Genomic DNA, 24,565 nt, shown 5'->3' on the forward strand with positions numbered 1-24,565 from the left:
CCCTCTTTGTGTGATATCATACTATGATGCACAATTTTGCGCCGGAAAAGGTTTTGATATGAGAAAAGTAATCAGTAAAAGCAGAGCAATAAAGATTGTTACGCTTATTTTTGCATTAATCGGAATACTACTAATCTTCCCTATAAGGGTCTTTACCCAGACTCTTGAGACTTCAGGCGGCGGAACCATCGTCTCTGAATCACAGGGAATTAACTTTGAGAACAACAAGTTCTATCAGAGTTTCATAGCCCGGTATAACAGGCTGAGCTCAGTAGACGTATATGTTACTAATGTCGATAAGGGAAGATACATAACTTCATATCTGTGCGATGAGAACGGGGCAGTACTGCTGGCAAACTACACTGATACTGCAGAGTTCACAATCCCCGGATATGTAAGGATTCCCATGGAAATGAATGTGGAAGTGGGAAAAGAGTATTCGATAAGACTTGCAGACTGCAGATCCAAGTTCTACGTGGCGCTTGAGGATATACCTGCTGATTCTGCTTATGTGGGAGATCTGACCTGGGAGTATGCAAAGGTTGAAGGCCTTCATTTGGCAGCTAAGTACAACTACAGACTGCCGCTTTCAAAGGGAGTTTCCATTGGAATAATACTTGGAATTGCACTACTTGCTGCAGCCATTTATTTTGGCTCAGATTTCTATTACAAAAAGAACCCTGAAAAGGACAGCCTTCTTACAGTTGAGAAGGTGCTGGCCTACTCGGCAAACCCTGTGGCAGCTCTGATTTTCGGAGCGCTTATGATAATGGTATTCCCGCTGAAGATCTTTGACAGCAGGGCTATCGACATTGTCTTTTACGAGATAGGTCTTATCATTGCCGCAGCGATAGTATTCTATGCAATAAACCACAAGGTCATCATTCATGAGGAGGGCATTTCCTTCTGGCAGAGCCTTAAGAACGAGCACAGACTTCAGTATGTTCTTATCATGTTCTCCATGGCCATGGCCCTTTGGTATGCATCGGGCTACATGAATGACCTGTATGACATTTATCACTACATTTCCGAGAGAAGGATGAGTATCTGGCTTATAATTATGCTCCTGTTTACCTTCTCCCTTAAGGAGTTCTTCAACCTCTACAACTTTGTGTGGATCCTGGGCTCCTCAATATTTGGCGTGCACTATTATAACCTGCACAAGCTCTCTCCCGATGAGAAGGAGTACGACCTTCACAATGCCGTCCTGAAGTATGGCATCATTATCGTGATCCTGGGCGGAATACTGGTTCTGAACCTTATAAGGCTTATAATCCTTAAGACCAGAGAGATCAGGTACGGTGCAGAACACAGTAAAAGACAAGTTGTCGTCCCTACATTCTTTGGAATAGTTCTGGGAGTGCTCCTTATCTCAATGGCAATCCTGAGCAATACAAGGATGTGGCCTATATACCTGGCTGTCTTTGCATTCTTCCTGTTTGTGAGATTTGCCATCTGGGATAAGAGAGGAGATTTCTACAAGATATTATCCGGTGGATTTATGATGAACTTTGCCATTTCATTGGCATTTAGCTATCTCCACAGATACTTCCCGGGATATGTCAGCGGAAGATTTGCTTTCATATTCCACACGGTTACCGTAACTGCTGAGTATCTCACTTTCATGGGTGCTACTGCTACGGTAATGCTGATCGTCAAGATCATTTCACTTCCAAATAATGCAAGGCTTAAAGAGATTGCAGTTATTGCCTGGAAAGAGATTGTGCTTTTTGGCTTTATCATGTCCTATGCTATATTCACTGTTTCAAGGACTGCGTACCTTGCGATAGCTGTGAGCGTTATCCTTGTGATCTGCGTGGTTATTTCTTACTACAAGAAGCAGCTCTTCAGGATACTGGGAATACTTATTCTGTCAGTAATACTGGCTTTCCCGGCTGCGTTTACACTGCAGAGGATCCTTCCGACTATCGCTGCCGACCCTGTATTTTACCCCATCGATGATGCGGATGAGTTCATAAGAGGCGGCGCGGATTGGGACAGCACTAACTTTATGTGTGTTGAGAGATTTGCAAATCTCTTTGAGAGTAAGATCCTTGGAGTGGACGTGGGAGAGTACGAATTCCCCATGGATCCTCATAATTACGAGGACAACGGCAGGGGAGAGCCTCTCTATGACTACTATGGAAGGCCTTACGACGAGAGCCCGGATAACACTGAAAATCAGGAATCCGGTATGATCGATCCACCTGAGACAGATGCACTTATTGCATCAAGTATGATGACAAGAGCTGAGATAATAATGCTCCTTGATGAGCTTGAAGGATATGTTGATACAGACAACATCCTAGATGTAATCTCAAACGGACGTATATCAATTGCAAAGTCTTACCTTCAGCAGCTCAATATGTGGGGACATGAGGAGATGGGGGCAACCCTTTCAAATGGCGAGATCGCTGTTCATGCCCACAACACATACATTCAGGTGGCTTATGACCATGGTATCCCGGTAGGAATTCTTTTCCTGTTTACCATGATTGTAGCACTTGCTTCGAGCATCAGATATTTTAGTAAGAACAGGAAAACAGAGCCTTTGTCGCTGATCACCTGTGCAGTTATCATCGGATTTGCAGTCGCAGGTGTTTCAGAGTGGGTATTCCAGTACTGCAATCCAATGACGGTGGCCTTTATCATCGCACTTACACCGCTTACTTTTAAGGCAAAAGAGATATGAACAAGAAAAAAGAACCATTTAACTATGCAAAACTTTATAGAAGAATAGGGCTTATCATCTACGATATACTCAGCGTGATAATGGCCAGCTATGTATCTCTCCTTATGAGATATGAGTTTAAGTTCTCTGCGATACCGGAGCATTTCCTTACTCCCGTGACCAGATTCCTTCCGATCAACATCATTATCACACTGGCAATTTTCTACCTGTTTAAGATGTATGACAGCCTTTGGGCTTATGCAGGCGAGAGGGAGATGCAGAACCTTGTAATGGCTTGTACGCTCTCCGGCGTTATAAATGCCATCGGACTTCAGTTCTTTAAGTCTGATAAACAGCCGGTTCCACAGAGCTGCTATTTCCTTTACACCTTCCTTCTCATCACCATTATCTTCGCGAGCCGTTTTTCTTACAGGTTCCTTCGAAGCAGAAAGCACATGGCTGAGAACCGCAATAACTCCAAGGCTGTGATGATAATCGGCGCAGGAGAAGCTGCCAATATAATCATCAAGGACATCCTTACCAGCAATTACTCCACCATGTCCATCAAGTGCATCATCGATGATGACTCCAACAAGTGGGGCAAATACATCCAGGGAATCCGCGTAGTAGGCGGAAGAGAGAAGATTGAAGAGTGCGCTGACCTATATGACATAGATGAGATTATCGTTGCAATCCCTTCAGTTTCCAGGGCAGAGCTTAAAAAGATCCTGGATATCTGTAAGAATACCAACTGTAAGCTGAGATCCCTTCCTGGAATGTATCAGCTTGTAAACGGAGAGGTTAACGTATCACGTCTTCGTGATGTAGAGGTAGAGGACCTTCTTGGAAGAGATCCTATCTCTGTAGATATAGATTCCATCGCAGGCTATGTTAAGGGCAAGGTTGTACTGGTAACAGGAGGTGGCGGATCCATCGGTTCCGAGCTCTGCAGACAGATAGCAGGTCATAACCCAAAGACTCTTATCATCGTAGATATCTATGAGAACAATGCCTACGAGATCCAGCAGGAACTCAAGTACAAATATCCTGACATGAATCTTGTGGTACTCATTGCATCAGTTCGTAATACATTAAGGATCAATAAGATCTTTGAACAGTACAAACCGGACATTGTATATCACGCAGCAGCCCACAAGCACGTTCCTCTTATGGAGGACAGCCCGAATGAAGCCATCAAGAACAACGTCTTCGGAACCTGGAAAACAGCTATGGCTGCAGCCAGCAACGGTTGCAAGAAGTTTGTAATGATCTCTACAGATAAAGCAGTTAATCCCACAAATATCATGGGAGCTTCTAAGAGAATCTGTGAGATGATCGTTCAGACCTTTAACAAGCACTATGATACAGAGTTCGTTGCAGTGAGATTCGGTAACGTACTCGGCTCAAACGGCTCGGTTATTCCGCTCTTTAAGAAGCAGATTGCAGCCGGAGGTCCTGTTACAGTAACAGACCCTAACATCATCAGATACTTCATGACCATATCCGAAGCAGTTTCACTGGTGCTTCAGGCCGGCGCTTTTGCCAAGGGCGGAGAGATTTTTGTCCTTGATATGGGTGAGCCCGTCAAGATCCTTGACCTTGCTGAGAATCTCATCAAGCTCTCAGGTTACAAGGTTGGCGAGGACATCAGGATTGAGTTTACAGGCCTTCGTCCCGGTGAGAAGCTCTACGAGGAGATGCTCATGGACGAAGAGGGACTTCAGGACACAGCCAACAAGATGATCCACATCGGTAAGCCCATCGAGATGGATGAGATGAGGTTCTTCTCACAGCTTGAGAAGCTCAATCAGGCTGCAAGAGAGGAATCACCTGAGATAAGAGATATTGTAAAAGAAATCGTTGAGACCTATCATCCCGACGTACACAGATACACAATGACAAGAGAGAGAAAAGAGGCCCTTCAAAAGACCACGGAGGAGATCAATGGAACTTAAACCCTTTGAAAAAAAGCTTTACCTCTCATCACCCACAACTCACGGAGATGAGATCAAATACATTCAGGAAGCCTATGATACCAACTGGCTCTCTACCGTAGGCGCCAACATCAATGCAGTTGAGGAGATGATCGCAGAGAAGATTGGCTGCAAGTGCGCAGTAGGTCTTGCTACAGGAACAGCAGCACTTCACCTGGCAATAAGACTTGCCGGTGAGAAGCTCTACGGACAGCCAAAGGTTGGCCACGGAGTGCTGGAAGGCAAAAAGGTCTTTTGCTCCGATATGACCTTCGACGCAACGGTAAACCCTGTTGCTTATGAAGGCGGAGAAGCAGTGTTTATCGACACTGAGTACGACACCTGGAACATGGATCCTTTGGCTCTTGAGAAGGCTTTTGAGATCTATCCCGATGTAAAGATGGTAGTAATTGCCCACCTCTACGGAACTCCCGGCAAGGTGGATGAGATAAGGAAGATCTGTGATGCTCACGGAGCCCTTATTGTCGAGGATGCTGCCGAGTCTTTCGGTGCAACCTATAAGGGTAAGCAGACAGGAATCTTTGGTGATGTAGGCGTTATCTCTTTTAACGGAAACAAGATCATCACCGGCTCTGCAGGAGGAATGCTTCTTACAGAGAGCGAAGAGGATGCCCACAAGATAAGAAAGTGGTCAACTCAGTCAAGGGAGGATGCTCCCTGGTATCAGCATGAGGAGCTCGGTTACAACTACAGAATGAGTAACCTCATTGCAGGACTTATCAGAGGCCAGATTCCACACCTTGAGGAGCACATCGCTCAGAAGAAAGCAATCTACGAGAGATATAAGGAAGGGTTTAAGGACCTTCCGGTAGTTATGAATCCTTTTGATGCATCAGTTTCAGAGCCTAATTTCTGGCTCTCTTGCCTGCTGATAGACAGAGATGCCATGTGCAAACAGGTAAGAGGTGAGAAGGATGTTCTCTATGTGACAGAGTCCGGAAAGAGCTGCCCTACAGAGATCCTCGAGACCATAGCCAAGTACAATGCAGAGGGAAGACCCATCTGGAAGCCGATGCATATGCAGCCCATTTACCGCATGAACGGCTTTGTCACAAGACAGGGCAGCGGAAGAGCAAGAAGTAATGCCTATATCGACGAGGGCACAGTTCTTGATGTGGGAATGGATATCTTTGAGAGAGGCCTTTGCCTTCCAAGTGACAACAAGATGATTCCCGAACAGCAGGATGTCATAATAGAGATTGTTAAGAGGTGTTTTATTTAAATGCCTCATAGATAAATGATATAAGCCCCGGCTTCTTGGCCGGGGCTTTAATATCGGGCGTTGCCCGGTAGACAGTATTTTTTCATGTCCCGCCGCCAGTAGCTTACCATTCTGCTAGAGACCTCGGACCGCCATAGCCCCTTGTGCAAATATTTGCTCAGAGTATAGGAAGCCAATTACTGTCCTGGAGGGGAAATTACGTAAATACCGTAAGTGAAATGTGGCGCTGCGCGGAGGACTACTGTCCTGAAGCAAAAAATCAAAGGGGACAGTTAGCATCATCTTGGTGATTTGGCAAGTGCTACTGTCTTGAGACAAAAATTATGCAAGGACAGTAGCTATCAGGTCGATGATTGGTGGGGGGCAACTGTCCTGGATCAAAAATCAAGCAGGGACAGTTGCTATCAAGGTAATGACTGGTAAAGTGTTACTGTCTTGAAACTAAAAATGTGTAGAGACAGTAGCTGGCAATGACATGTATGAAACGCGTTGCTGTCTTGTAATAAAAATTGTACAAGGACAGTAGCTAGTAGCTAGATGATTGAATAGGTGCATGGAGCCTTACTGTCCCAGAAGAAAAACTTAAAATATACCGTAAGGTTTAACGAAAAGGAGCCGATGCCACAATTACATAGCCCGCTTACAGACCGAATTATCTCTGCGGATGTATGTCAATGGCACCGTGGAATACCGAAGCCCTCTCTTTGGGCGAGGATATGCCGCGAAAGGCCATTGATATACATCCACAGAGATATATAATCCATCAGCGCGGGCTATGTAATATAAAAAACATGGCAGGTCTCGGCACCAATCAGTATCTTGAAGAATACATTTATGATAAAATAAGTTCTGAGTGACTGATATTTGAAACTGGCAGATTAATCCATTATGAAAAAGACTATTTATTCTGTTTTTATAAAAAGACTCTTAGATATACTGATCTCAGCAATAATCCTGGTACTATTCAGCTGGCTCTATATAATCCTTGCAATTCTTGTAAGGGTTAAGCTCGGAAGCCCGGTCCTGTTTAAACAGCCCCGTCCCGGCAAGGATGAAAAGATCTTTAACATGTACAAGTTTAGGACCATGACTGACGCGAGGGATGAGAACGGAAAGCTCCTTCCCGACAAGGACAGGCTGACAAAGTTTGGTAAGCTCCTTAGAAAGACCAGTCTTGATGAGCTGCCGGAGCTGTTTTGCATACTAAAAGGGGACATGAGCTTTATAGGTCCGAGGCCGCTTCTTGTGGAGTATCTTCCCTATTACACCGAGAGGGAGAAGCTCCGCCACACAGTAAGGCCGGGGCTTACGGGACTTGCCCAGGCCAGCGGAAGAAATACCGTGGATTGGGACACCAGGTTTGAACTGGATGCTACTTATGTTGAGAACCTGAGCTTTTTGATGGATCTAAAGGTTATCGCCATGACTTTTAAGACGGTGTTTGGACACTCCGACCAGGTGGCTGAGGATACAAACGCCACAGAAGGAAACTTTGCTCAGATAAGAAAAGAGAGGCTTGAAAAGACAGGCAAACTGGAAAAATAATCAAGGAGGCCGAATATGGGAACAAACATTTTAATTCTTAGTGCAGGAACAAGAAATAAGGTTGTTCAGTATTTTAAGCGTGAGATGGCAGGCAGAGTAATTGCTACCGACTGCTCCAACTTGGGTCCGGCTATTTATGATGCAGACAAGGCCTACATCGTTCCTAGAATTGATGATCCCGCCTACATAGACGAGGTCCTTAAGATCTGTAAAAAGGAGGAAATAAAGGGTGTATTAAGTCTTATTGACCCTGAGCTTTCTCTTCTTGCCAAGAATGCAGATAAATTCCTGGAGATTGGCACTACACCTATCGTGTCTTCCTATGAGCTGTGTGAGACCAGTCTTGATAAGTTCAGAATGTACGATATGCTCCAGAAGCTTGGAATCCCCACAGCAAGATGCTTTGCATCAATCGATTCCTTCGAAGCATCAAGGGCAGATGGTGAAATTGATTACCCTATATTCGTTAAGCCCCAGAAGGGAAGCGCATCCCTTAACATTAACGAAGTAAGGTCAAAAGAGATGCTGACAGCCCTTTTCCATGACTATGACGGCCTTATGATCCAGGAATACATGAAGGGTCAGGAGTACGGCGCAGATGTTTACATCGATATGATAACCGGCATGTGCACATCCATCTTCCTGAAAAAGAAGATCAAGATGAGAGCCGGTGAGACGGATAAGTCCGTATCATGCAAGTGCGACATACTCTTTATGAAGCTGGCAAATTTCGTGGAGGCAGTGGGATATCGCGGAATGATAGATATCGACCTGTTCTACGATGAAGATAATGACACCTGGTACCTGTCAGAGGTTAACCCAAGGTTTGGCGGAGGATATCCACACGCCTACGAGTGCGGAGTCAACTTCCCTAAGCAGATCATCAATAACCTTGAAGGCAAGGAGAACCTTGTAAACATTGGCGATTACAGGGACGGCGTCTTCATGATGAAGTACAACGAACTGATGGTAGAGCCTGAGGATAGGCTTGCAAAATAAACAGATGGCGGAGATAGAAGCTAAATGCCAAAGGCACTGATTTTAGCAAATTCATCCAGCGGACTATATGACTTTCGAAATGAGCTCCTTACGGGGCTCATGGAGGAAGGCTATGAGATAGTCATAAGTCTTCCGGATGAACTTAAGGTAAAAGAACTAAAGGACGAGGGATGTCGGGTAGTACACACTGACATCAACAGACGCGGAGTCAATCCAATTCAGGATATGGCTCTTTTGCGCGCTTATAAGAGTCTTGTAAAAAAGGAAAAACCGGACGTGGTTTTGACCTATACAATAAAGCCAAATATCTACGGCGGATATGTGTGCGGAAGGCTGAAAGTCCCATATATATCAACCATAACGGGACTTGGGACCACCTTTGAGCGAGGAGGAATTCTCCTTAAACTCATAGTCACCATGTACAAGGTTTCCTTAAAGAAGTGCAGCGCTCTCTTTTTCCAGAATGAAGAGAACAGAAAGATATTCGAGAGCCACGGAATAAGGGCGAAGAAGCATGTTACTGTAAACGGCTCCGGAGTAAACCTTGAAAAGCACAGACAGGAACCTATCCCGGGACATGAAGATGATGTCACGAGATTTCTTTATATAGGGCGTCTCATGACGGAGAAGGGCTCAAAAGAGTACATAGAAGCAGCAAGGGCTCTTCATGATAAATACGGCGGGAAAGTCTCTTTTGCAGCAGTTGGTTACTGCGAGGATGACTTCAGACCTATAGCGGATGAGGCAGAAAAAGAGGGAATCCTGAAAGTCATCCCTTATCAGAAAGACATTCATCCTTACATGAAGGAAGCTGATGCGATAGTTCACCCATCCTACCATGAGGGAATGAGTAACGTCCTTATGGAGGCAGCAGCAACGGGAAGACCTGTTATTGCTTCGGACATTAGTGGATGCAGAGAAATCGTTGATACTGATAGATCGGGATTTTTGTGCAAACCAAGAGATGCAAAGTCACTGATTTCAGCCCTCGAGCGCTTTACGGGGCTTGATATAGACAGACGCAGAGCCATGGGTGAGGCGGCAAGAAGGTACGTCGAGCAGAAGTTTGACAGGCGTAGTATAATATTGACGTATATTGAAGAGATAAAAAGAATCGTTAAGTAATGATTTGATTTTTGGAGGAAATACAATGGATTTATATGAGAAGCTCCTTTCAGGAGAAGAGAAACTGTCACTTGTAGGACTTGGATACGTAGGTATGCCTATCGCAGTAGCCTATGCCAAGAAGATCAAGGTTGTAGGATATGATTTCAACGCTGAGAAGGTTGAGCTCTACAAGAAGGGAATCGACCCCACAAGAGAGGTCGGAGATGATGCTATCAAGGAGACAACAGTTGAGTTCACTGCTGATCCTGAGAAGCTCCGCGAATGCAAGTTCCACGTAGTAGCAGTTCCTACACCTGTTAATGACGATCACACACCTGACCTTACACCTGTTGAGGGAGCAAGCCATACCCTTGGTAAGTACCTTACAAAGGGATCCATCGTAGTATATGAGTCAACTGTATATCCCGGTGTAACAGAGGACATCTGTGTTCCTATTCTTGAGCAGGAGTCAGGCCTTAAGTGCGGCGTAGATTTCAAGGTTGGTTATTCACCTGAGCGTATCAACCCCGGTGACAAGGTTCACAGACTTGATACCATCACCAAGATCGTATCCGGTATGGATGAGGAGACACTTGATACAGTAGCTAAGGTTTACAGCCTGGTTGCTCTTGCAGGTGTTTACAAGGCTCAGTCCATCAAGGTTGCTGAGGCTGCCAAGGTTATCGAGAATTCACAGCGTGATATCAACATCGCTTTCATGAACGAGCTCTCCATGATCTTCCATAGAATGGGAATCGATACAAAGAGCGTTTTGGAGGCAGCAGGAACCAAGTGGAATTTCCTTCACTTCTTCCCCGGACTTGTTGGTGGACACTGCATCGGTGTAGATCCTTACTACCTTACCTACAAGGCTGAGGAGCTTGGATATCACTCACAGATCATCCTTTCAGGAAGACGTATCAACGACGATATGGGCAAGTACATTGCAGAGTCACTGGTTAAGCGCCTTATCGCCAACGACATTTCAGTTAAGAATGCAAAAGTAGCAATCCTGGGCTTTACCTTCAAGGAAAACTGCCCTGATACACGTAACACCAAGGTTATCGATATCTACAACGAGCTTGGCGAGTACGGAATAAAGCCTATGGTTGTTGATCCTCAGGCTGATTCAGCTGAGGCTAAGAGACTCTATGGCATTACCTTTGATGACCTTTCCGCAGTAAAAGACATGGATGCAGTGATCGTAGCTGTTGCTCACGAGGACTTCAAGGATTACAAGGCAGCAGACATTGCGAAGTTCTTCAATGCAGCACATAAGACAAAAGTATTCCTTGATATCAAGGGCATCTATGACATGAATGATTATAAAGCTCCGGAATTCGACTACTGGAGACTGTAATAAGGAGTAATAAATAATGGGATTTAGAGAACTTAAATTCCCCGCAGATTCCGTATTCCTGGTAACAGGCGGAGCGGGCTTTATCGGATCAAATATTTGTGAGGCCCTTCTTGACATGGGCTACACAGTAAGATGTATGGATAACCTCTCAACAGGTCACATCGAGAACATCCAGCCTTTCATGGAGAACCCTAAGTTTACTTTCCTTGAGAAGGATATCAGAGACCTTGATTCCTGCATGGAAGCAACCAAGGGAGTAGACTTCGTACTTAACGAGGCTGCCTGGGGAAGCGTTCCAAGGAGTATTGAGATGCCTCTTTTATACGAGGAGATCAACATCAGAGGAACCCTTAACATGATGGAAGCTTCAAGACAGAACGGTGTCAAGAAGTTCGTATATGCTTCAAGCTCCTCTGTTTACGGTGATTCAACAACTCTTCCCAAGAAAGAGGGACAGGAGGGAAACGTACTTTCACCTTACGCTCTTACCAAGAAGACAGATGAGGAGTACGGCAAGCTTTACAAGAAGCTCTATGGCCTTGATACCTACGGCCTTAGATATTTCAACGTATTCGGAAGAAGACAGGATCCCAATGGCGCTTATGCAGCAGTTATCCCTAAGTTCCTTCGCCAGCTCATGAACGGTGAGACTCCAACCATAAACGGAGACGGTAAGCAGTCAAGAGACTTTACATATGTCGATAACGTAATCGAAGGAAATCTTCGTGCGTGCCTTGCTTCATCTGATGCAGCCGGAGAAGCTTATAATATCGGTGCAGGCGGAAGAGAGTTCCTTATAGATGTTTATCACCACTTAACAGATGCACTGGGCATGGATGTTGAGCCTATCTTCGGACCACCCAGAGCAGGAGATATCAGGGATTCAAACGCAGATATCACCAAGGCAAGAACCAATCTCGGATACGATCCATCATACGATTTCAAGGCAGGTATTGAGCTTGCTATAGACTGGTATAAAAAGAATTTATGAGAATTGCAATTCGCATGGACGACATAACTCCGGATATGGACTGGAGCAAGTTCAAGAGGGTTAAAGACCTTTTGGACGCGCATCACATAACACCCCTTATCGGAGTTGTGCCAAGGAACAAAGATGAAAAGCTCTCACTTAACCCGGCTAGAGACGACTTCTGGGATTACATCAAAAATCTCAGGGACAGAGGCTGGGTTGTAGCCATGCACGGATATAAGCATCGATACACCACCAAGGATCCGGGGCTTTTTCCTATAGGTGGCAAGTCTGAGTTCGCAGGCCTTCCTTTTGATAAGCAGGATGAGATGATAAGAAAGGCCAGAAGGATATTCAGGGAGAACGGGATTGAGACCGATATCTTCATGGCGCCGTCCCACTCTTTTGACAAAAATACTCTTACAGCCCTTAAAAAGAACGGCTTTAATCGCATCACAGACGGCTTTGGAACGGAGCCTTACAGGGCTTACGACTTTGTCTTTTACCCGATTGCAATAAAGAGAAGCGATTCTCTTGCAGATACCAGGGACGGTATTGTAACCTTCGTTTACCATGCAAACACCATGGATGACAAGGATTTTGATAAGTTAAAAGAACTGTTGGAGTCAGGTAAGGCTGTTTCCTACTCTGAGTTCTTTAATGAAGAAGTACAGGATAGAAATACATTTGGCCAGGCAAAACAGTATGCTATTGCAAAGGCTAAATATCTGGCAGTTCAGCTCCGCAAGCTGAAAGGCTGATTAGAAAGATAAGAGAAATAAGGCGGGGGACCAAATTTCTATGGAAAATGGATACGGTCAGATACGTATACTCCATGTGCTTGGGGGCCTTGGAGTTGGCGGCGCGGAATGCCGAATAATTGATTTGTACAGAAACATGGACAGAGATAAGATCCAGTTTGATTTTCTTGTCCATTATTCGCCTGGAAAAACAGGAAAAAAGAGTCCGACTTCAGATGAACTGATGGCAGTTCGCGAGCCGGACTATTTTGATAATAGCGTATATAAGCTCGGGGGCAGGATTTTCTGTCTTCCGAAGTTCACAGGGACCAATATGGCCCAGTACAAGGCTGCCATAAAGAGGTTCTTTGAGAGCCACAAGCACGAGTGGAAGGTGGTTCAGGGACACATGACAAGTACTGCTGCCATTTACCTTCCAATCGCCAAGAAAAGTGGAATTCCCATCTGCATCGCCCATGCAAGAAGTGCAGGCGTTGATGCAGGAATCAAGGGAATGGCAACAAGGGTTTTGAGAAAGCCACTTCAGAAGGAAGGCATTACAGACTATAACTTTGCCTGCTCCAAGGAAGCCGGAATATCAGTCTTTGGCGAGGATCTTGTTAAGGCAGGTGCTGTGAGGATAATCCCCAACGCCATTGACCTTAAACACTTTGCATATAAGCCCGAAGTAAGGGATAAGATAAGGCAGGAGCTTGGAGTATCCAATGCTCTGGTCATCGGCCATGTCGGAAGCTTCCGCTATGCCAAGAATCATGAGTTTCTCTTAAATGTTTTTGCGCAGCTATGCAGAATACTTGATAATGACGATCTTAACCAGTACAGCATACTTCACGGAATGCGCATAAGGCTCCTGATGCTGGGCAAAGGCCCGCTTATGGAAGATATGCAAAAGCTTGCGGATAAGCTCCACATTTCGGACCGCTGCATCTTTGCAGGCAATAAGTCCAACGCCAGCGATTACTATCAGGCAATGGACTACTTCTGCTTCCCTTCAAGATACGAGGGACTTCCGGGAAGTGTTATTGAGGCTCAGGCAGCAGGACTTCAGTGCCTTGTATCTGACTCCGTAACACCTGAAGTTAACGTGACAGAGCTTGTTTCCATGAGGAGCATAACGTCAGAGCCAAGAGACTGGGCCAGAAAGATACTCGATGACCTTCTTCTTAGGGAGGACTACCACGCAGATCCTCTGGAGGAGGAAATAAAGCTCAATCAGACCTTTACTGCAATTGCAGGAGAGAGAAGAGAGAGCGTATTTGAGACGGATGAAATGCCCGATATCGATGCACTGGATGCAGGAACCGGTTTTGAGACGGTAAATGTACCCGACAAGAGCCCAAAGAGCACTCACCATCGCACAGGACTTTATTCTGTGGGTGACAGGGCAAACAGCTCTGAGTATATTTTGGGAAGGCTAAAAGACGCCGGGTTTGATGTCAAGACTCAGGCCAAGATGATGGGATATTTCTACGAGAGAGGTCATTTTTAATGGATCAGAAAAAGAAAAACCTGATGCTGATGGTGCCAATGCTCCATCAGGGCGGATTTGAGAGAGTCTGCATAAAGACCGCAAGACTCATGCAGGAGTACTACAACGTATGCATTCTCATTTTCAGCTCCAAGGATATAAACTTTGATATAACGGGACTCGAAGTCATAGACATTGATGTTCCTTCGCAGAAAGGCCTTGTTAACAAGGTTATAAATGTATTTAAAAGAGTGCGTAAAGCCCGCAAGGTCAAGAAGGAGAAGCATATCGATATCTCCTACAGCTTCGGATCTTCGGCTAACTACGTAAACACTCTCTCAAGAGCAGGAGAGAAGGTCCTTACTGGACTTCGCTGCCAGACTGACATGGAAAATACAGGAGAGGTAAAGCTCTTTTGCAGAAAGTCAGATCAGGTACTGTCCTGTTCAAAAGAGATTGTAAGACAGCTAAAAAGAGACTTTAAGTACGACAGGAGCACCTATATCTACAATCCTTTGGACATTCTCGACATACAGAATAAGGCAGGGGAGACTCCTGAGGATTATCCGTTCCTTGGAGATGACATAAAGGTCTTTTCCTGCTCGGCACGAAATGACTATATCAAGGGAATCTGGCATCTGGTAAAGGCCTTTTCCCTGGTGCAGTTCAAGCACCCTGAAGCCCGTCTTGTGGTCATGGGAGCAGGTAACTGGGATAAGTATAAAGAGATGGCTAAGGCCCTGGGGATCAAGGACAAGGTGTGCTTTGCCGGCCTTAAGAAGAACCCGTTCCCATATGTTGCAGCTTCCGACGTATATGTCTGCAGCTCCAACCATGAGGGCTTTCCCAACGCAGTCTTGGAGGCCATGGCCCTTAAAAAGCCCGTGATCTCAGCTGACTGTAAGACCGGACCCAGAGAGATACTTCTCTCTGATGCTGAGTACAACAAGCTTATCGAGGAGATCCCCGATGGCAGCAGCATAAAAGAGCCTATCCGCGGAGAGTATGGAATCCTCGTTCCCGACATGGATCAGGAGGAGAACTTCGATCCCGAGTATATCACTGAGGGTGAGCGACTCCTTGCACAGGAGATGGAGAAGATCCTTGATGATGAGGAGCTTCTTAAGAAGTACTCAGGCAAGGCCTTTGAGAGAGCGTCAGTTTTTGCTCCGGATAAGTATAAAGACAGTATTCATGAGATATTTAAGAGGTATGAGTGATGCATTATAAAGTTGTTGTTTTTGGAGTAAAAGACACATCGGAGAATATCATTGAGTTCATTCAGAAGGACATCTGCAAGGTTGATCTTGTCATCACCATTGCCCCTAAGGTCCTTGAGCACAATCAGGTGTCCGGCTTTAAGGGACTGACCTTCCTTACAGAGAAGTTCGGAATCCCTGTATTTGAGGCGGACAGCTACTTCCTAAATGATGATAACACCAGGAAATTCATGGAGGAGAACACCTTCGGTATCGGTGTTGTAATGGGATGGCAGAGGCTCATTCCAAAGGAAGTTTTGGATAAGTTTGAAGCAGGAATCTTTGGATTTCACGGCAACTGCGGATATCTCCCCTTTGGAAGAGGCAGATCTCCTCTTAACTGGTCAATGATTCTGGGAGATACAAGATTTAACTTAAATCTCTTTAAGTACGATGAGAAGGCAGACAGCCCCAACGTCTTTGCCACAGAGATGTTCCAGATAAATGAGCACGACGACATCAGGACTGCTCAGTACAAGAACATGATTTGCTCCAAGAACCTCATCAGAAAACTTCTCACCACATATCTTGAGAAGGGCGAGGTAACAATTCACACTGATTCAAAAGACTTTGATTCATGGTACAATAAACGTACAGCGGCAGATGGAAAGATCGACTTTAAGGACAGGACAAGAAATATCTACAACCTGATTCGCGGAGTTGCAGCTCCTTTCCCCGGTGCCTTCTGCTATGCAGATACAGAGGATGATGCCCACAAAGTAACCGTGTGGCAGGCTCATCCCTTTGATGAGATGATCGATTTCTCAGGCTTTGCTCCGGGAGAAGTCGTGGATATTTTTGATGGAAAGCTTGTGGTAAGGACAGTTGACGGGTCACTTCTAATCGATAAGTTTGAGGCCGGATTTGAAATTACCAAAGGAATGGTACTTAGATAAACTATGAAGAGTATAGCGTTTCACTTAAATTGCCTTGTACAGGGTGGTGCAGAGAGAGTTGTATCAAACCTGGCAAACCAGTTCGCCAAGGAAGGGATCAAGGTCTACGTAGCCACTGAGTGGTACGACGAAGATGAGTTTCATCTTGACGAGAGAGTTACAAGAGTCCACGTGGGACTACGTGAAGGCGATGAAAAGAAAAACCGAATAACGAAGTTTTTCCTCAGGATCAAGTACCTTAAGGAATTTGTCAAAGAGTATAAGCCTGATGTTCTTGTGGCTTTCGCTCAAAGGGCCAACTACAGGGCTCTTATGGCAGCAGGAAACAGCAACATTCCTGTTGTAATATCCGTCAGGACAGATCCTGTCGGCCACTACGATGCGTTCTCTGACAAGGTACAGATCAAATGGCTGTTCCCAAAGGCTGCCGGCTGCGTCTTCCAGACTACCGGACAGAAGGCTTTCTTTAAGCCCTACCTTCAGGACAATTCAACCATAATCTTAAACCCTGTAAATCCCAAGTACTTTGGGGTAGAGCATCCACAGGAAAAAGAAAAATCGGTGGTCCACCACGCAAGACTCGTGGACTTCAAAAATCAGCCCCTTTTGTGCGAAGCCTTTGTGGAGGTTCACAAAAAGCATCCCGATTATGTTCTTAAGATCTATGGCCCTGATTCCTTCGACGGAACCAAGGAGATCCTTGATAAGATAATTGCAGACAACCACGCAGAGGATTACATCCTTCTCATGGGCGGATCTGATTCTTTGGAAAAAGAGATACCAAAGGGCGAAGTATATGCCTTCACTTCAGACTGGGAAGGTCTTCCTAATTCTCTTTTGGAGGCCATGGCAATGGGAATGCCCATAATTGCAACAGATTGTCCATGTGGAGGACCTGCGACAGTAATGAAGGACGGCGAGAATGGTCTTCTTATTCCAATCAAGGATAAGGACGCTTTGGTCAATGGCCTTAACAGACTGATTGAGGACAAGGAACTGGCTGCAAGGCTTGGAAAAGAAGCTGCCAAGATTGAAGAGATAACCAACGCAGAGGCGATATTTGTTCAGTGGAGAGACTATCTGGATAAGGTAATAGAGAACTTTAAGGAGAGATAAGATGTTTTCATTTGATGATTACAGAGAGATCATAAGAGTTATCAAGGAGAGCGGACGCTACGCAACCTATGAAGAGGCGCTGAATAAAGACGAGTTCATCATCATGCGTCACGACGTTGAGTATTCCGTAGAAAGAGCATATGCCCTTTCCAAGGTTGAGGAGAGCATGGACTTCAGATCCACCTTCTTCTTCCAGTGGACCAACAACTCCTACAATATTCTTTCAAGAAAGAACAGGGATATTCTGACAGATATGCATGAGAGAGGTCAGAACATCGGACTTCACTTTGCACTTAACGGAATGACCGATATGAGACTTGTAAGGGACAGGATCAGACAGGAGATCGATATGCTCAGCAATATGCTGGGATTTGAGATCAACTCTTTCTCAATCCACAGACCGTCCCCCAGCGTTCTTGCTGAGAATATCAAGTTAAACGGTATTTTAAATGCTTATCAGGATGACTTCTTTGTATTTGATCCCAAGGCGACTCCCGAGTCCAAGCTTGATATCAAGTACATGTCAGATGCAAACCACATCTGGAGATACGGCTATCCCGACGAGGAGACGATAAAGAAACACGATAAGATCCAGATCCTCACACATCCTTTCGCATGGACCAAGAAAGGATATGATAACCTTAATAACTACAAGACTCTTGTTAATGAGAAATATGTTGAACTGATTGATTCGATCGACAACGAGTGTAAAGACTTCGGACCACTCAGGGACGAGTTTGAGAAGCTCCCCATTGAGATTTAAGGACAGAACTGGAGAAACTTTAGATGTGCGGAATCTGTGGATACGTATCTAAAAAGAAAATAACCAAGGACCAGCTCCGAGTAATGAATGATACCATGTATCACAGAGGACCGGATGACAGCGGTGTTGAACTGTTTGAGGCAGAAGATGGCTATACTGTGGGCTTTGCTCAGAGAAGACTTGCTATCCTTGACCTTTCGCCTCTTGGTCATCAGCCCATGCACTCAGCAGATGGCAGAGTATCAGTGGTCTTTAACGGAGAGATCTATAACTTCCTTGAACTAAAAGAGGAGCTTTCCGATTACAGCTTTAAGTCAACCTGTGACACTGAAGCTATCATCGCAGCATACCTTAAATGGGGAATAGACATGGTGGATCACATCCATGGAATGTTCGCCATTGCACTCTTTGACAGAGAGAGCGGAGACGTATTTCTCGTAAGGGACAGGATTGGTAAAAAGCCCCTTTTCTACTGGATTGATGGTGGGAATATCGTCTTTGGGTCAGAGCTTAAGCCTATAATGAAATGCCCTGAGTTCAGCGGCAGAGTAAGAAAAGAGCTTCTTCCGAGATTTCTTTTCCAGCAGTATATAGTTGCTCCTGACACAATCTTCGAGGATGTGTATAAGCTTGAGCCCGGCAGCGTGCTTAAGTTTAATAACGGCGAGATCAAGAAGTGGAAATACTGGGATGTTAAAAAAGTCTATCATGAGATGGCACAGAACCCGGTTACCAATTATGAGGAGGCCAAGCAGGGCCTTAAGGACAGACTTAAAAAGGCTGTTGTTTCAAGAATGATAGCTGATGTTCCTCTTGGAACTTTTTTATCAGGTGGATACGATTCATCTCTCGTTACAGCCATGGCCCAGGAGTTTTCAAAGGAGCCTGTTAAGACCTTCTGCATCGGCTTTAATGTGCCAAGCTACAACGAGGCCGAGTATGCCAAGGAGATTGCAGCTTACCTTGGATGCGACCACACAGAACTCTATATCAGCGAAAAAGAGATGTTCGATCTGGTCAGCACTATTCCTCAGTACTACGACGAACCCTTTGCTGACAACTCGCAGATTCCTTCAATGCTGGTAAGTAAGCTGGCCAAGAAGGATGTTACGGTTGCCTTGTCAGGTGATGGCGGTGACGAGTTCTTTTGCGGATATAATGTCTATGACAACGTAGGGCAGGCTCAGAAACTGGACTTCCCGGGTGCTATGGTCCACGCTATAGGACAGATTCCTGTGGGAAGCGGCAAGCTTCTTGATAAGATGCCCTTTAGGGTAAGGGTGGTTGCAAATAACAGAAATCCCGAGACCAAGACACAGCTTGTGTCAAAGGGCTATCTTGATGCATCCCACGCCTTTGTAAATCTTAGCGATAACGAGGAATATCCTATCCTCTACCCGATAGAGACGAGCTATGGTGTATCCAATTTCCAGGCAAGGCGTATGCTCCTTGATATGGACACCTATCTGCCTGAGGATATTCTGGTCAAGATGGACAGGGCTTCCATGAGATATTCTCTTGAGAACAGATGCCCTATCATGGATACGGATGTTATGGAATATTCTTTCAGGATACCTCATAAGTTTAAATACTATAACGGTGACAAGAAGCATATCCTAAAAGACATTGCTTACGATTATATACCGAGAGAGCTTTTGGAGAGACCAAAGACCGGCTTTGGAGTTCCGATGGACGCATGGCTCCGCGGACCTTTAAAGGAAGCGCTTATTGACTACAGCAGCACGTCCTTCTTAAAGCAGCAGGGTATATTTGATGTGGAATATGTTTCTAAGTTTATAAATGATTACATTGTGAAGGGTGACGGAGGCCCGGCTACAGGAGCCAACTACAGCAAGATTGCCTGGTCGTTCTTCATATTCCAGCAGTGGTATAATTACTACATGGTCTGATTTTGAAAGGAGTATTAAATGACAAGAGAAGAAGTATTTGAGAAGATGAACGAGGTTTTCAGAGACGTCTTCGACGATGAAGATATAACAGTAACAGATGAGACAACAGCCGATGACATCGAGGATTGGGATTCACTTGAGCACATCAACCTTGTAAATGCCATGGAAGAAGAGTTCGGTGTTAAGTTCACCATGGGTGAGATCGTAGCTCTTAAGAACGTCGGTGAGATGGCTGACCTCATCATGGGTAAGCTTTAATTCGTATTGTCGGTGGGACTCATGAACGAATACAGATATGAGGACATAATTTCAAAGGAAGAGGACAAAGAGAACTTTACAAAGGCCGAGTTTACAGTGACTGTAACTGAGGATATGATGAGAAAGTTTCTCGAGATCACAGGGGATATCAATCCTCTGCACAATGACGCTTCCTATGCGAGAGAAAAGGGCTTTGGCGACAGAGTTGTTTATGGGATGCTGACGTCGTCCTTCTATTCTACGCTTGCCGGCGTCTACCTTCCGGGTAAGTACTGTATTTTAAACAGTGTTGAATCAAAGTTCAGATTCCCTGTATTTATAGGTGATACCCTTACTGTTTCAGGATTTGTAAAAGTAAAGCACGATGCGACAAAAACCATGGAGATTGCAGCTCAGATAGTCAACCAGGATGGCAAGAAGGTAGGAAAAGGCACAATACTGGCCGGGTGTATAGATGAATAACAACAAAGTTTTTCTCATATTGGGCGCGTCATCAGATCTGGGAATCGCCCTTATCCAAAAACTGAATGCTGAATATAATGACAGCCTGTTTTGCCTTCATTACCATTCAAATTGCGACAGGTTAAAAGAAATCTCTTTTACCGGAGGAAACAGGGCAGAGCTTATTCAGGCTGACCTCTCGTCAAAAGAAGGAACAGAGGGGTTGATAGATGCTCTTAAGGAAAAAGAGATCACGCCCACCCACATAGTTCATCTTCCTGCAGCAAAGATGATGTTTACAAAGCTGAAGGAATTTGACAGAGAAAGAATGGACAGAAACGTACAGATCCAGGTGTACTCCTTTATAGATGTTCTGAAGGCTTTTCTGCCGGGAATGGCTAAGAAGAAAGACCACTGCAAGGTTGTGGCAGTTCTTTCATCCGTAGTAAACGGAAAGCCTCCGAAATCAATGCTGGAATATACAATGGTAAAGTCCATGCTGCTGGGTGTTATTAAGCAGCTTGCTGCTGATTATGAGGGGAAGATGGTATGCATCAATGCCGTTTCACCTTCCATGATAGAGACCAAATTTTTGAGCGATATTGATCCCAGGATCATCGAGATGGCTGCAGGTAACAGCCCTGAAAGCAGGCATGCAACTCCATCCGAGATAGTTCCTGCCATTGCATTTTTGTTATCCGAGGACAGCAATTATATAAATGGTGCAAACCTCAACGTGAGCAATGGAAGCGTGATCATTTAACTTTAGGAGAGACGTGTCAGAAAAAGAGAACAACAATAAAAAGCATATAGCCATGTATATAGGATCCCTGCAAAAGGGCGGCGCAGAGAGAGTAATGACAAATCTTGCGGACTACTTTTTTGAGCAGGGCTACAAGGTGACTTTGGTAACTACCTATCTTGCTGCCGATGAGTATGAGGTAAAGCACGCTGCCTGGAAGTGTGTACCGGCAGGTGCCGACGAGGCAGAACTGGTAGCTGACCCTGATGAGAATCCTGTGTGGGTTGATCCTCATGGTGGTGAAAAGGGCGGAATTGACAGAGTCTTTTCGGCTCTTTTAAAAAGTGAGCAAAAGGGCAGAGCATATAACCTGAAAATGCGTCACAAAAAGCTTGAGGAGATATGGAAAGAGATAAATCCCGACCTTATCCTCAGCTTTATCGGTAAGAATAATATCATGGCTCTTTCAACTGCAACTAAAGAGGGCTACAAGGTGGTTGTATCCGTAAGAGCCGATCCCAATATGGAATATGATACTCTGGCCTTAAAAGCCGGCATGCTGTCGACCTTTGGAAAGGCAGAGGGAATAGTGGTACAGACCACGGCAGCTATGAATTGGTTCCCTGTTTTTTTGAGAGGTAAGTGCACTATACTTCCCAACTCTGTTAATCCCTCATTTATTCGAAAGAGAAACGTAGGGGATAGAGAAAAAAGAATAGTCATGGTGGGAAGACTTGATAGCAACAAGAACCAGGCCATGGTAATGGAAGCCTTCAAGGAAGCTACAGCAGGCGATTATGAGGACTATATTCTGGAAATTTACGGAGATGGTCCCGACAGACTAAAGCTCCAGAGAAAGGCAGAGAATCTTGGAATAGCTTCAAGAGTGAAGTTCGCCGGTGTGGTTAAGCATGTGGCCGAGCATATAGAGAAAGCATATATGTATGTTCTGGCATCTAACCAGGAAGGTATGCCAAACTCTTTGATCGAAGCCATGAGTCTTGGAATGGCTTGCATTTCGACGGATTGTCCATGTGGTGGTCCGGCGGACCTTATAACGGATGGAGTCAACGGACTGCTTGTACCGGTTGATGATGCAAAGGAAATGGCAAAGGCTATGAGAAAGCTTTTGGACAACAAGGTCCTTGCGGAGAACCTGGGTATAGCAGCGTCTAAGATACAGAGAAAGATAGCTCCCGATGTTGTAAATCAGAGCTGGAAGGACTATCTCGACAGAAAAATGAAATAATATTAACTAAGATTGGACCGGACATATGAAAGAATTAGAATATCCGTTTGACAGCAGCTACATAATGAAAAAGGCAAAGGGGCTTAAAAAAGCTCTTTTATCCGATGGGTCAGAAAGAATCCACAAGAAGATCGCGGTACTTGGTGGATCTACGACTCATGATATCATAAAGGTCTTAGAGCTCTTTCTTCTTAACTACGGAATAGAGCCGGAGTTTTATGAGTCAGAGTATGGGCAGTACTGGCAGGATGCAATGTTTCCCGATGAGAAGCTTGCGAATTTTGCGCCGGACATTATTTTCATTCATACCAGCAACAGGAACATAATGAGCTACCCGGTGATGGGTGATGACAAGGATACGGTAGATGCCATTCTTTCCAAGGAATACGATCACTTCGAGACCATGTGGAAAAAGCTGATAGAAACTTATCACTGCCCGATCATCCAAAATAACTTCGAGGCGCCTTTTTTCAGACTTCTTGGTAACAAAGATGCCGTTGATATCCACGGAAGGCTGTCATTTATAAACAGACTCAATGAGAAGTTCTATGAGTTTGCCAGGAAAACTGAAGAGGATGGGGGAAGCTTTTTTATAAATGATATCAATTACCTTGCAGCCAGCTACGGGCTTGATAAGTGGTCTGAGCCTCAGGCGTGGTATATGTACAAGTATGCCCTTTGCATCCCTGCTATTCCGTACCTTAGCTTTAGTGTTGCAAATATAATAAAGTCAATCTACGGAAAAAATAAGAAGGGCCTGGTACTTGACCTTGATAATACTCTCTGGGGCGGTGTTATCGGCGATGACGGTGTTGATGGCATCGAGATAGGACATGAGACCAACCTGGGACAGGCATATATTGAATTTCAGAATTATATTAAGTTACAAAAAGATATCGGAGTTGTTCTGGCAGTAGATTCCAAGAATGAAAAAGAAAATGCTCTTGCAGGACTTAATCACCCTGAAGGAATACTAAAGCCCGATGACTTTGTTTCGGTTATGGCTAACTGGGAACCAAAGAATGAGAATTTTAAAACCATTGCCAAGAATCTTACACTTCTTCCGGAGTCGCTGGTATTTGTGGATGACAATCCTGCAGAGAGGGAGATTGTAACTGCCCAGATTCCCGGAGTCTGTGCTCCTATAATGGACAGCCCGGAGAATTATATAATAAACATCGACCGTTCAGGATTTTTTGAGGCCACTGTAATCTCTGAAGATGATAAAAAGAGAAACGAGATGTATATGGCCAATAAACAAAGACTCGAGCTCGAGGAGAGCTTTGCTGATTATTCGGAATACCTTAAATCTCTTGAGATGGAAGCGGAGATCAAACCTTTTGAGAAGCTGTATATGCCAAGGATCGTCCAGCTCACCAATAAGAGCAATCAGTTTAACCTGACCACTAAGAGATATACCCAGGAAGATATAGAGGAGACGGCAGCAGATACCGGCAGCATAACTCTCTATGGAAGACTCAAGGATAAGTTTGGAGATAACGGAATCGTATCTCTGGCAATAGGAAACATCCGCGGGGATCACAGTGATGAGCTCCATATAGTGCTGTGGCTTATGAGCTGCAGAGTCTTAAAGCGCGATATGGAATTTGCAATGATGGACGAGCTGGTAAAAAGAGCTCTGGATCGCGGAATTAAGTCAATATACGGATATTATTATCCAACAGCCAAAAATAAGATGGTAAAAGATTTTTATCTCCTTCAGGGATTTGATAAGATCTCTGAAGATGAGGAAGGAAACGCAGTTTTTAAACTTGATATAGGAAGTGGTTACGAAGAAAAGAACCATGTTATAAACATCGTTTCCTGAAAGGGG

General features: G+C 44.8%; 20 protein-coding genes. All 20 read left to right on the forward strand.

All coding sequences use genetic code 11. The features are described from left to right. Positions 1-58 precede the first annotated feature (58 nt). The 20 genes from G632_RS22120 to G632_RS0106060 all read left to right on the forward strand — a co-directional run bounded on the left by G632_RS22120 (position 59) and on the right by G632_RS0106060 (position 24,559). Positions 59-2,692, forward strand: a complete 2,634-nt coding sequence (locus tag G632_RS22120) for an O-antigen ligase family protein (protein ID WP_196802270.1) — start codon at positions 59-61, stop codon at positions 2,690-2,692. Next, positions 2,689-4,626: a nucleoside-diphosphate sugar epimerase/dehydratase gene (locus G632_RS18970; RefSeq protein WP_022768116.1), complete on the forward strand. Its 1,938-nt coding sequence runs from the start codon at positions 2,689-2,691 to the stop codon at positions 4,624-4,626. The genes G632_RS22120 and G632_RS18970 overlap by 4 nt, the downstream gene beginning before the upstream one ends. Then, positions 4,616-5,887, forward strand: coding sequence for a DegT/DnrJ/EryC1/StrS family aminotransferase (locus G632_RS0105970; protein WP_022768117.1), 1,272 nt, complete (start codon positions 4,616-4,618; stop codon positions 5,885-5,887). The genes G632_RS18970 and G632_RS0105970 overlap by 11 nt, the downstream gene beginning before the upstream one ends. Before the next feature lie 888 nt (positions 5,888-6,775). Then, entirely contained in the window at positions 6,776-7,432 is a 657-nt protein-coding gene (locus tag G632_RS18975) for a sugar transferase (protein ID WP_022768119.1), read from the forward strand. Between the two features lie 15 nt (positions 7,433-7,447). Then, positions 7,448-8,431 (forward strand): ATP-grasp domain-containing protein, encoded by a 984-nt coding sequence (locus G632_RS0105985; protein WP_022768120.1) that lies wholly within the window; start codon positions 7,448-7,450, stop codon positions 8,429-8,431. 24 nt (positions 8,432-8,455) lie between these two features. Continuing rightward, positions 8,456-9,556, forward strand: coding sequence for a glycosyltransferase family 4 protein (locus G632_RS0105990; RefSeq protein WP_022768121.1), 1,101 nt, complete (start codon positions 8,456-8,458; stop codon positions 9,554-9,556). A 25-nt stretch (positions 9,557-9,581) separates the two neighbouring features. Further along, positions 9,582-10,898, forward strand: coding sequence for a nucleotide sugar dehydrogenase (locus tag G632_RS0105995; protein WP_022768122.1), 1,317 nt, complete (start codon positions 9,582-9,584; stop codon positions 10,896-10,898). A gap of 16 nt (positions 10,899-10,914) precedes the next feature. Beyond that, entirely contained in the window at positions 10,915-11,889 is a 975-nt protein-coding gene (locus G632_RS0106000) for an SDR family oxidoreductase (RefSeq protein WP_022768123.1), read from the forward strand. Continuing rightward, positions 11,886-12,629 carry a DUF2334 domain-containing protein gene (locus G632_RS0106005; RefSeq protein ID WP_026512418.1) on the forward strand — a complete coding sequence of 248 codons (744 nt, stop codon included), beginning with the start codon at positions 11,886-11,888 and terminating at the stop codon, positions 12,627-12,629. Before G632_RS0106000 ends, G632_RS0106005 begins: the two co-directional genes overlap by 4 nt. 40 nt (positions 12,630-12,669) lie before the next feature. After that, complete coding sequence (locus G632_RS18980; protein WP_022768125.1) at positions 12,670-14,118, forward strand: glycosyltransferase; 1,449 nt, start codon at positions 12,670-12,672, stop codon at positions 14,116-14,118. After that, positions 14,118-15,317 carry a glycosyltransferase gene (locus tag G632_RS0106015; RefSeq protein ID WP_022768126.1) on the forward strand — a complete coding sequence of 400 codons (1,200 nt, stop codon included), beginning with the start codon at positions 14,118-14,120 and terminating at the stop codon, positions 15,315-15,317. The genes G632_RS18980 and G632_RS0106015 overlap by 1 nt, the downstream gene beginning before the upstream one ends. Further along, complete coding sequence (locus G632_RS0106020) at positions 15,317-16,252, forward strand: methionyl-tRNA formyltransferase (RefSeq protein ID WP_022768127.1); 936 nt, start codon at positions 15,317-15,319, stop codon at positions 16,250-16,252. Before G632_RS0106015 ends, G632_RS0106020 begins: the two co-directional genes overlap by 1 nt. A 3-nt stretch (positions 16,253-16,255) precedes the next feature. Further along, positions 16,256-17,368 (forward strand): glycosyltransferase, encoded by a 1,113-nt coding sequence (locus G632_RS0106025; protein ID WP_022768128.1) that lies wholly within the window; start codon positions 16,256-16,258, stop codon positions 17,366-17,368. 1 nt (position 17,369) lies between these two features. Continuing rightward, complete coding sequence (locus G632_RS0106030; protein WP_022768129.1) at positions 17,370-18,131, forward strand: hypothetical protein; 762 nt, start codon at positions 17,370-17,372, stop codon at positions 18,129-18,131. Between the two features lie 23 nt (positions 18,132-18,154). Then, on the forward strand, positions 18,155-20,041 hold the full coding sequence (gene asnB, locus G632_RS0106035; RefSeq protein WP_022768130.1) for an asparagine synthase (glutamine-hydrolyzing): 1,887 nt from the start codon (positions 18,155-18,157) through the stop codon (positions 20,039-20,041). Between the two features lie 18 nt (positions 20,042-20,059). After that, positions 20,060-20,299, forward strand: coding sequence for an acyl carrier protein (locus G632_RS0106040; protein ID WP_022768131.1), 240 nt, complete (start codon positions 20,060-20,062; stop codon positions 20,297-20,299). 21 nt (positions 20,300-20,320) lie between these two features. After that, positions 20,321-20,761: a MaoC family dehydratase gene (locus G632_RS0106045; RefSeq protein ID WP_022768132.1), complete on the forward strand. Its 441-nt coding sequence runs from the start codon at positions 20,321-20,323 to the stop codon at positions 20,759-20,761. Further along, on the forward strand, positions 20,754-21,503 hold the full coding sequence (locus G632_RS0106050) for an SDR family NAD(P)-dependent oxidoreductase (RefSeq protein ID WP_022768133.1): 750 nt from the start codon (positions 20,754-20,756) through the stop codon (positions 21,501-21,503). The genes G632_RS0106045 and G632_RS0106050 overlap by 8 nt, the downstream gene beginning before the upstream one ends. A 13-nt stretch (positions 21,504-21,516) precedes the next feature. Next, entirely contained in the window at positions 21,517-22,731 is a 1,215-nt protein-coding gene (locus G632_RS0106055) for a glycosyltransferase (RefSeq protein WP_022768134.1), read from the forward strand. 25 nt (positions 22,732-22,756) lie between these two features. Next, positions 22,757-24,559, forward strand: a complete 1,803-nt coding sequence (locus tag G632_RS0106060; protein WP_022768135.1) for an HAD-IIIC family phosphatase — start codon at positions 22,757-22,759, stop codon at positions 24,557-24,559. Positions 24,560-24,565 lie beyond the last annotated feature (6 nt).

Source organism: Butyrivibrio sp. NC2007, assembly GCF_000421405.1.
In the GTDB taxonomy this organism is placed as follows: domain Bacteria; phylum Bacillota; class Clostridia; order Lachnospirales; family Lachnospiraceae; genus Butyrivibrio.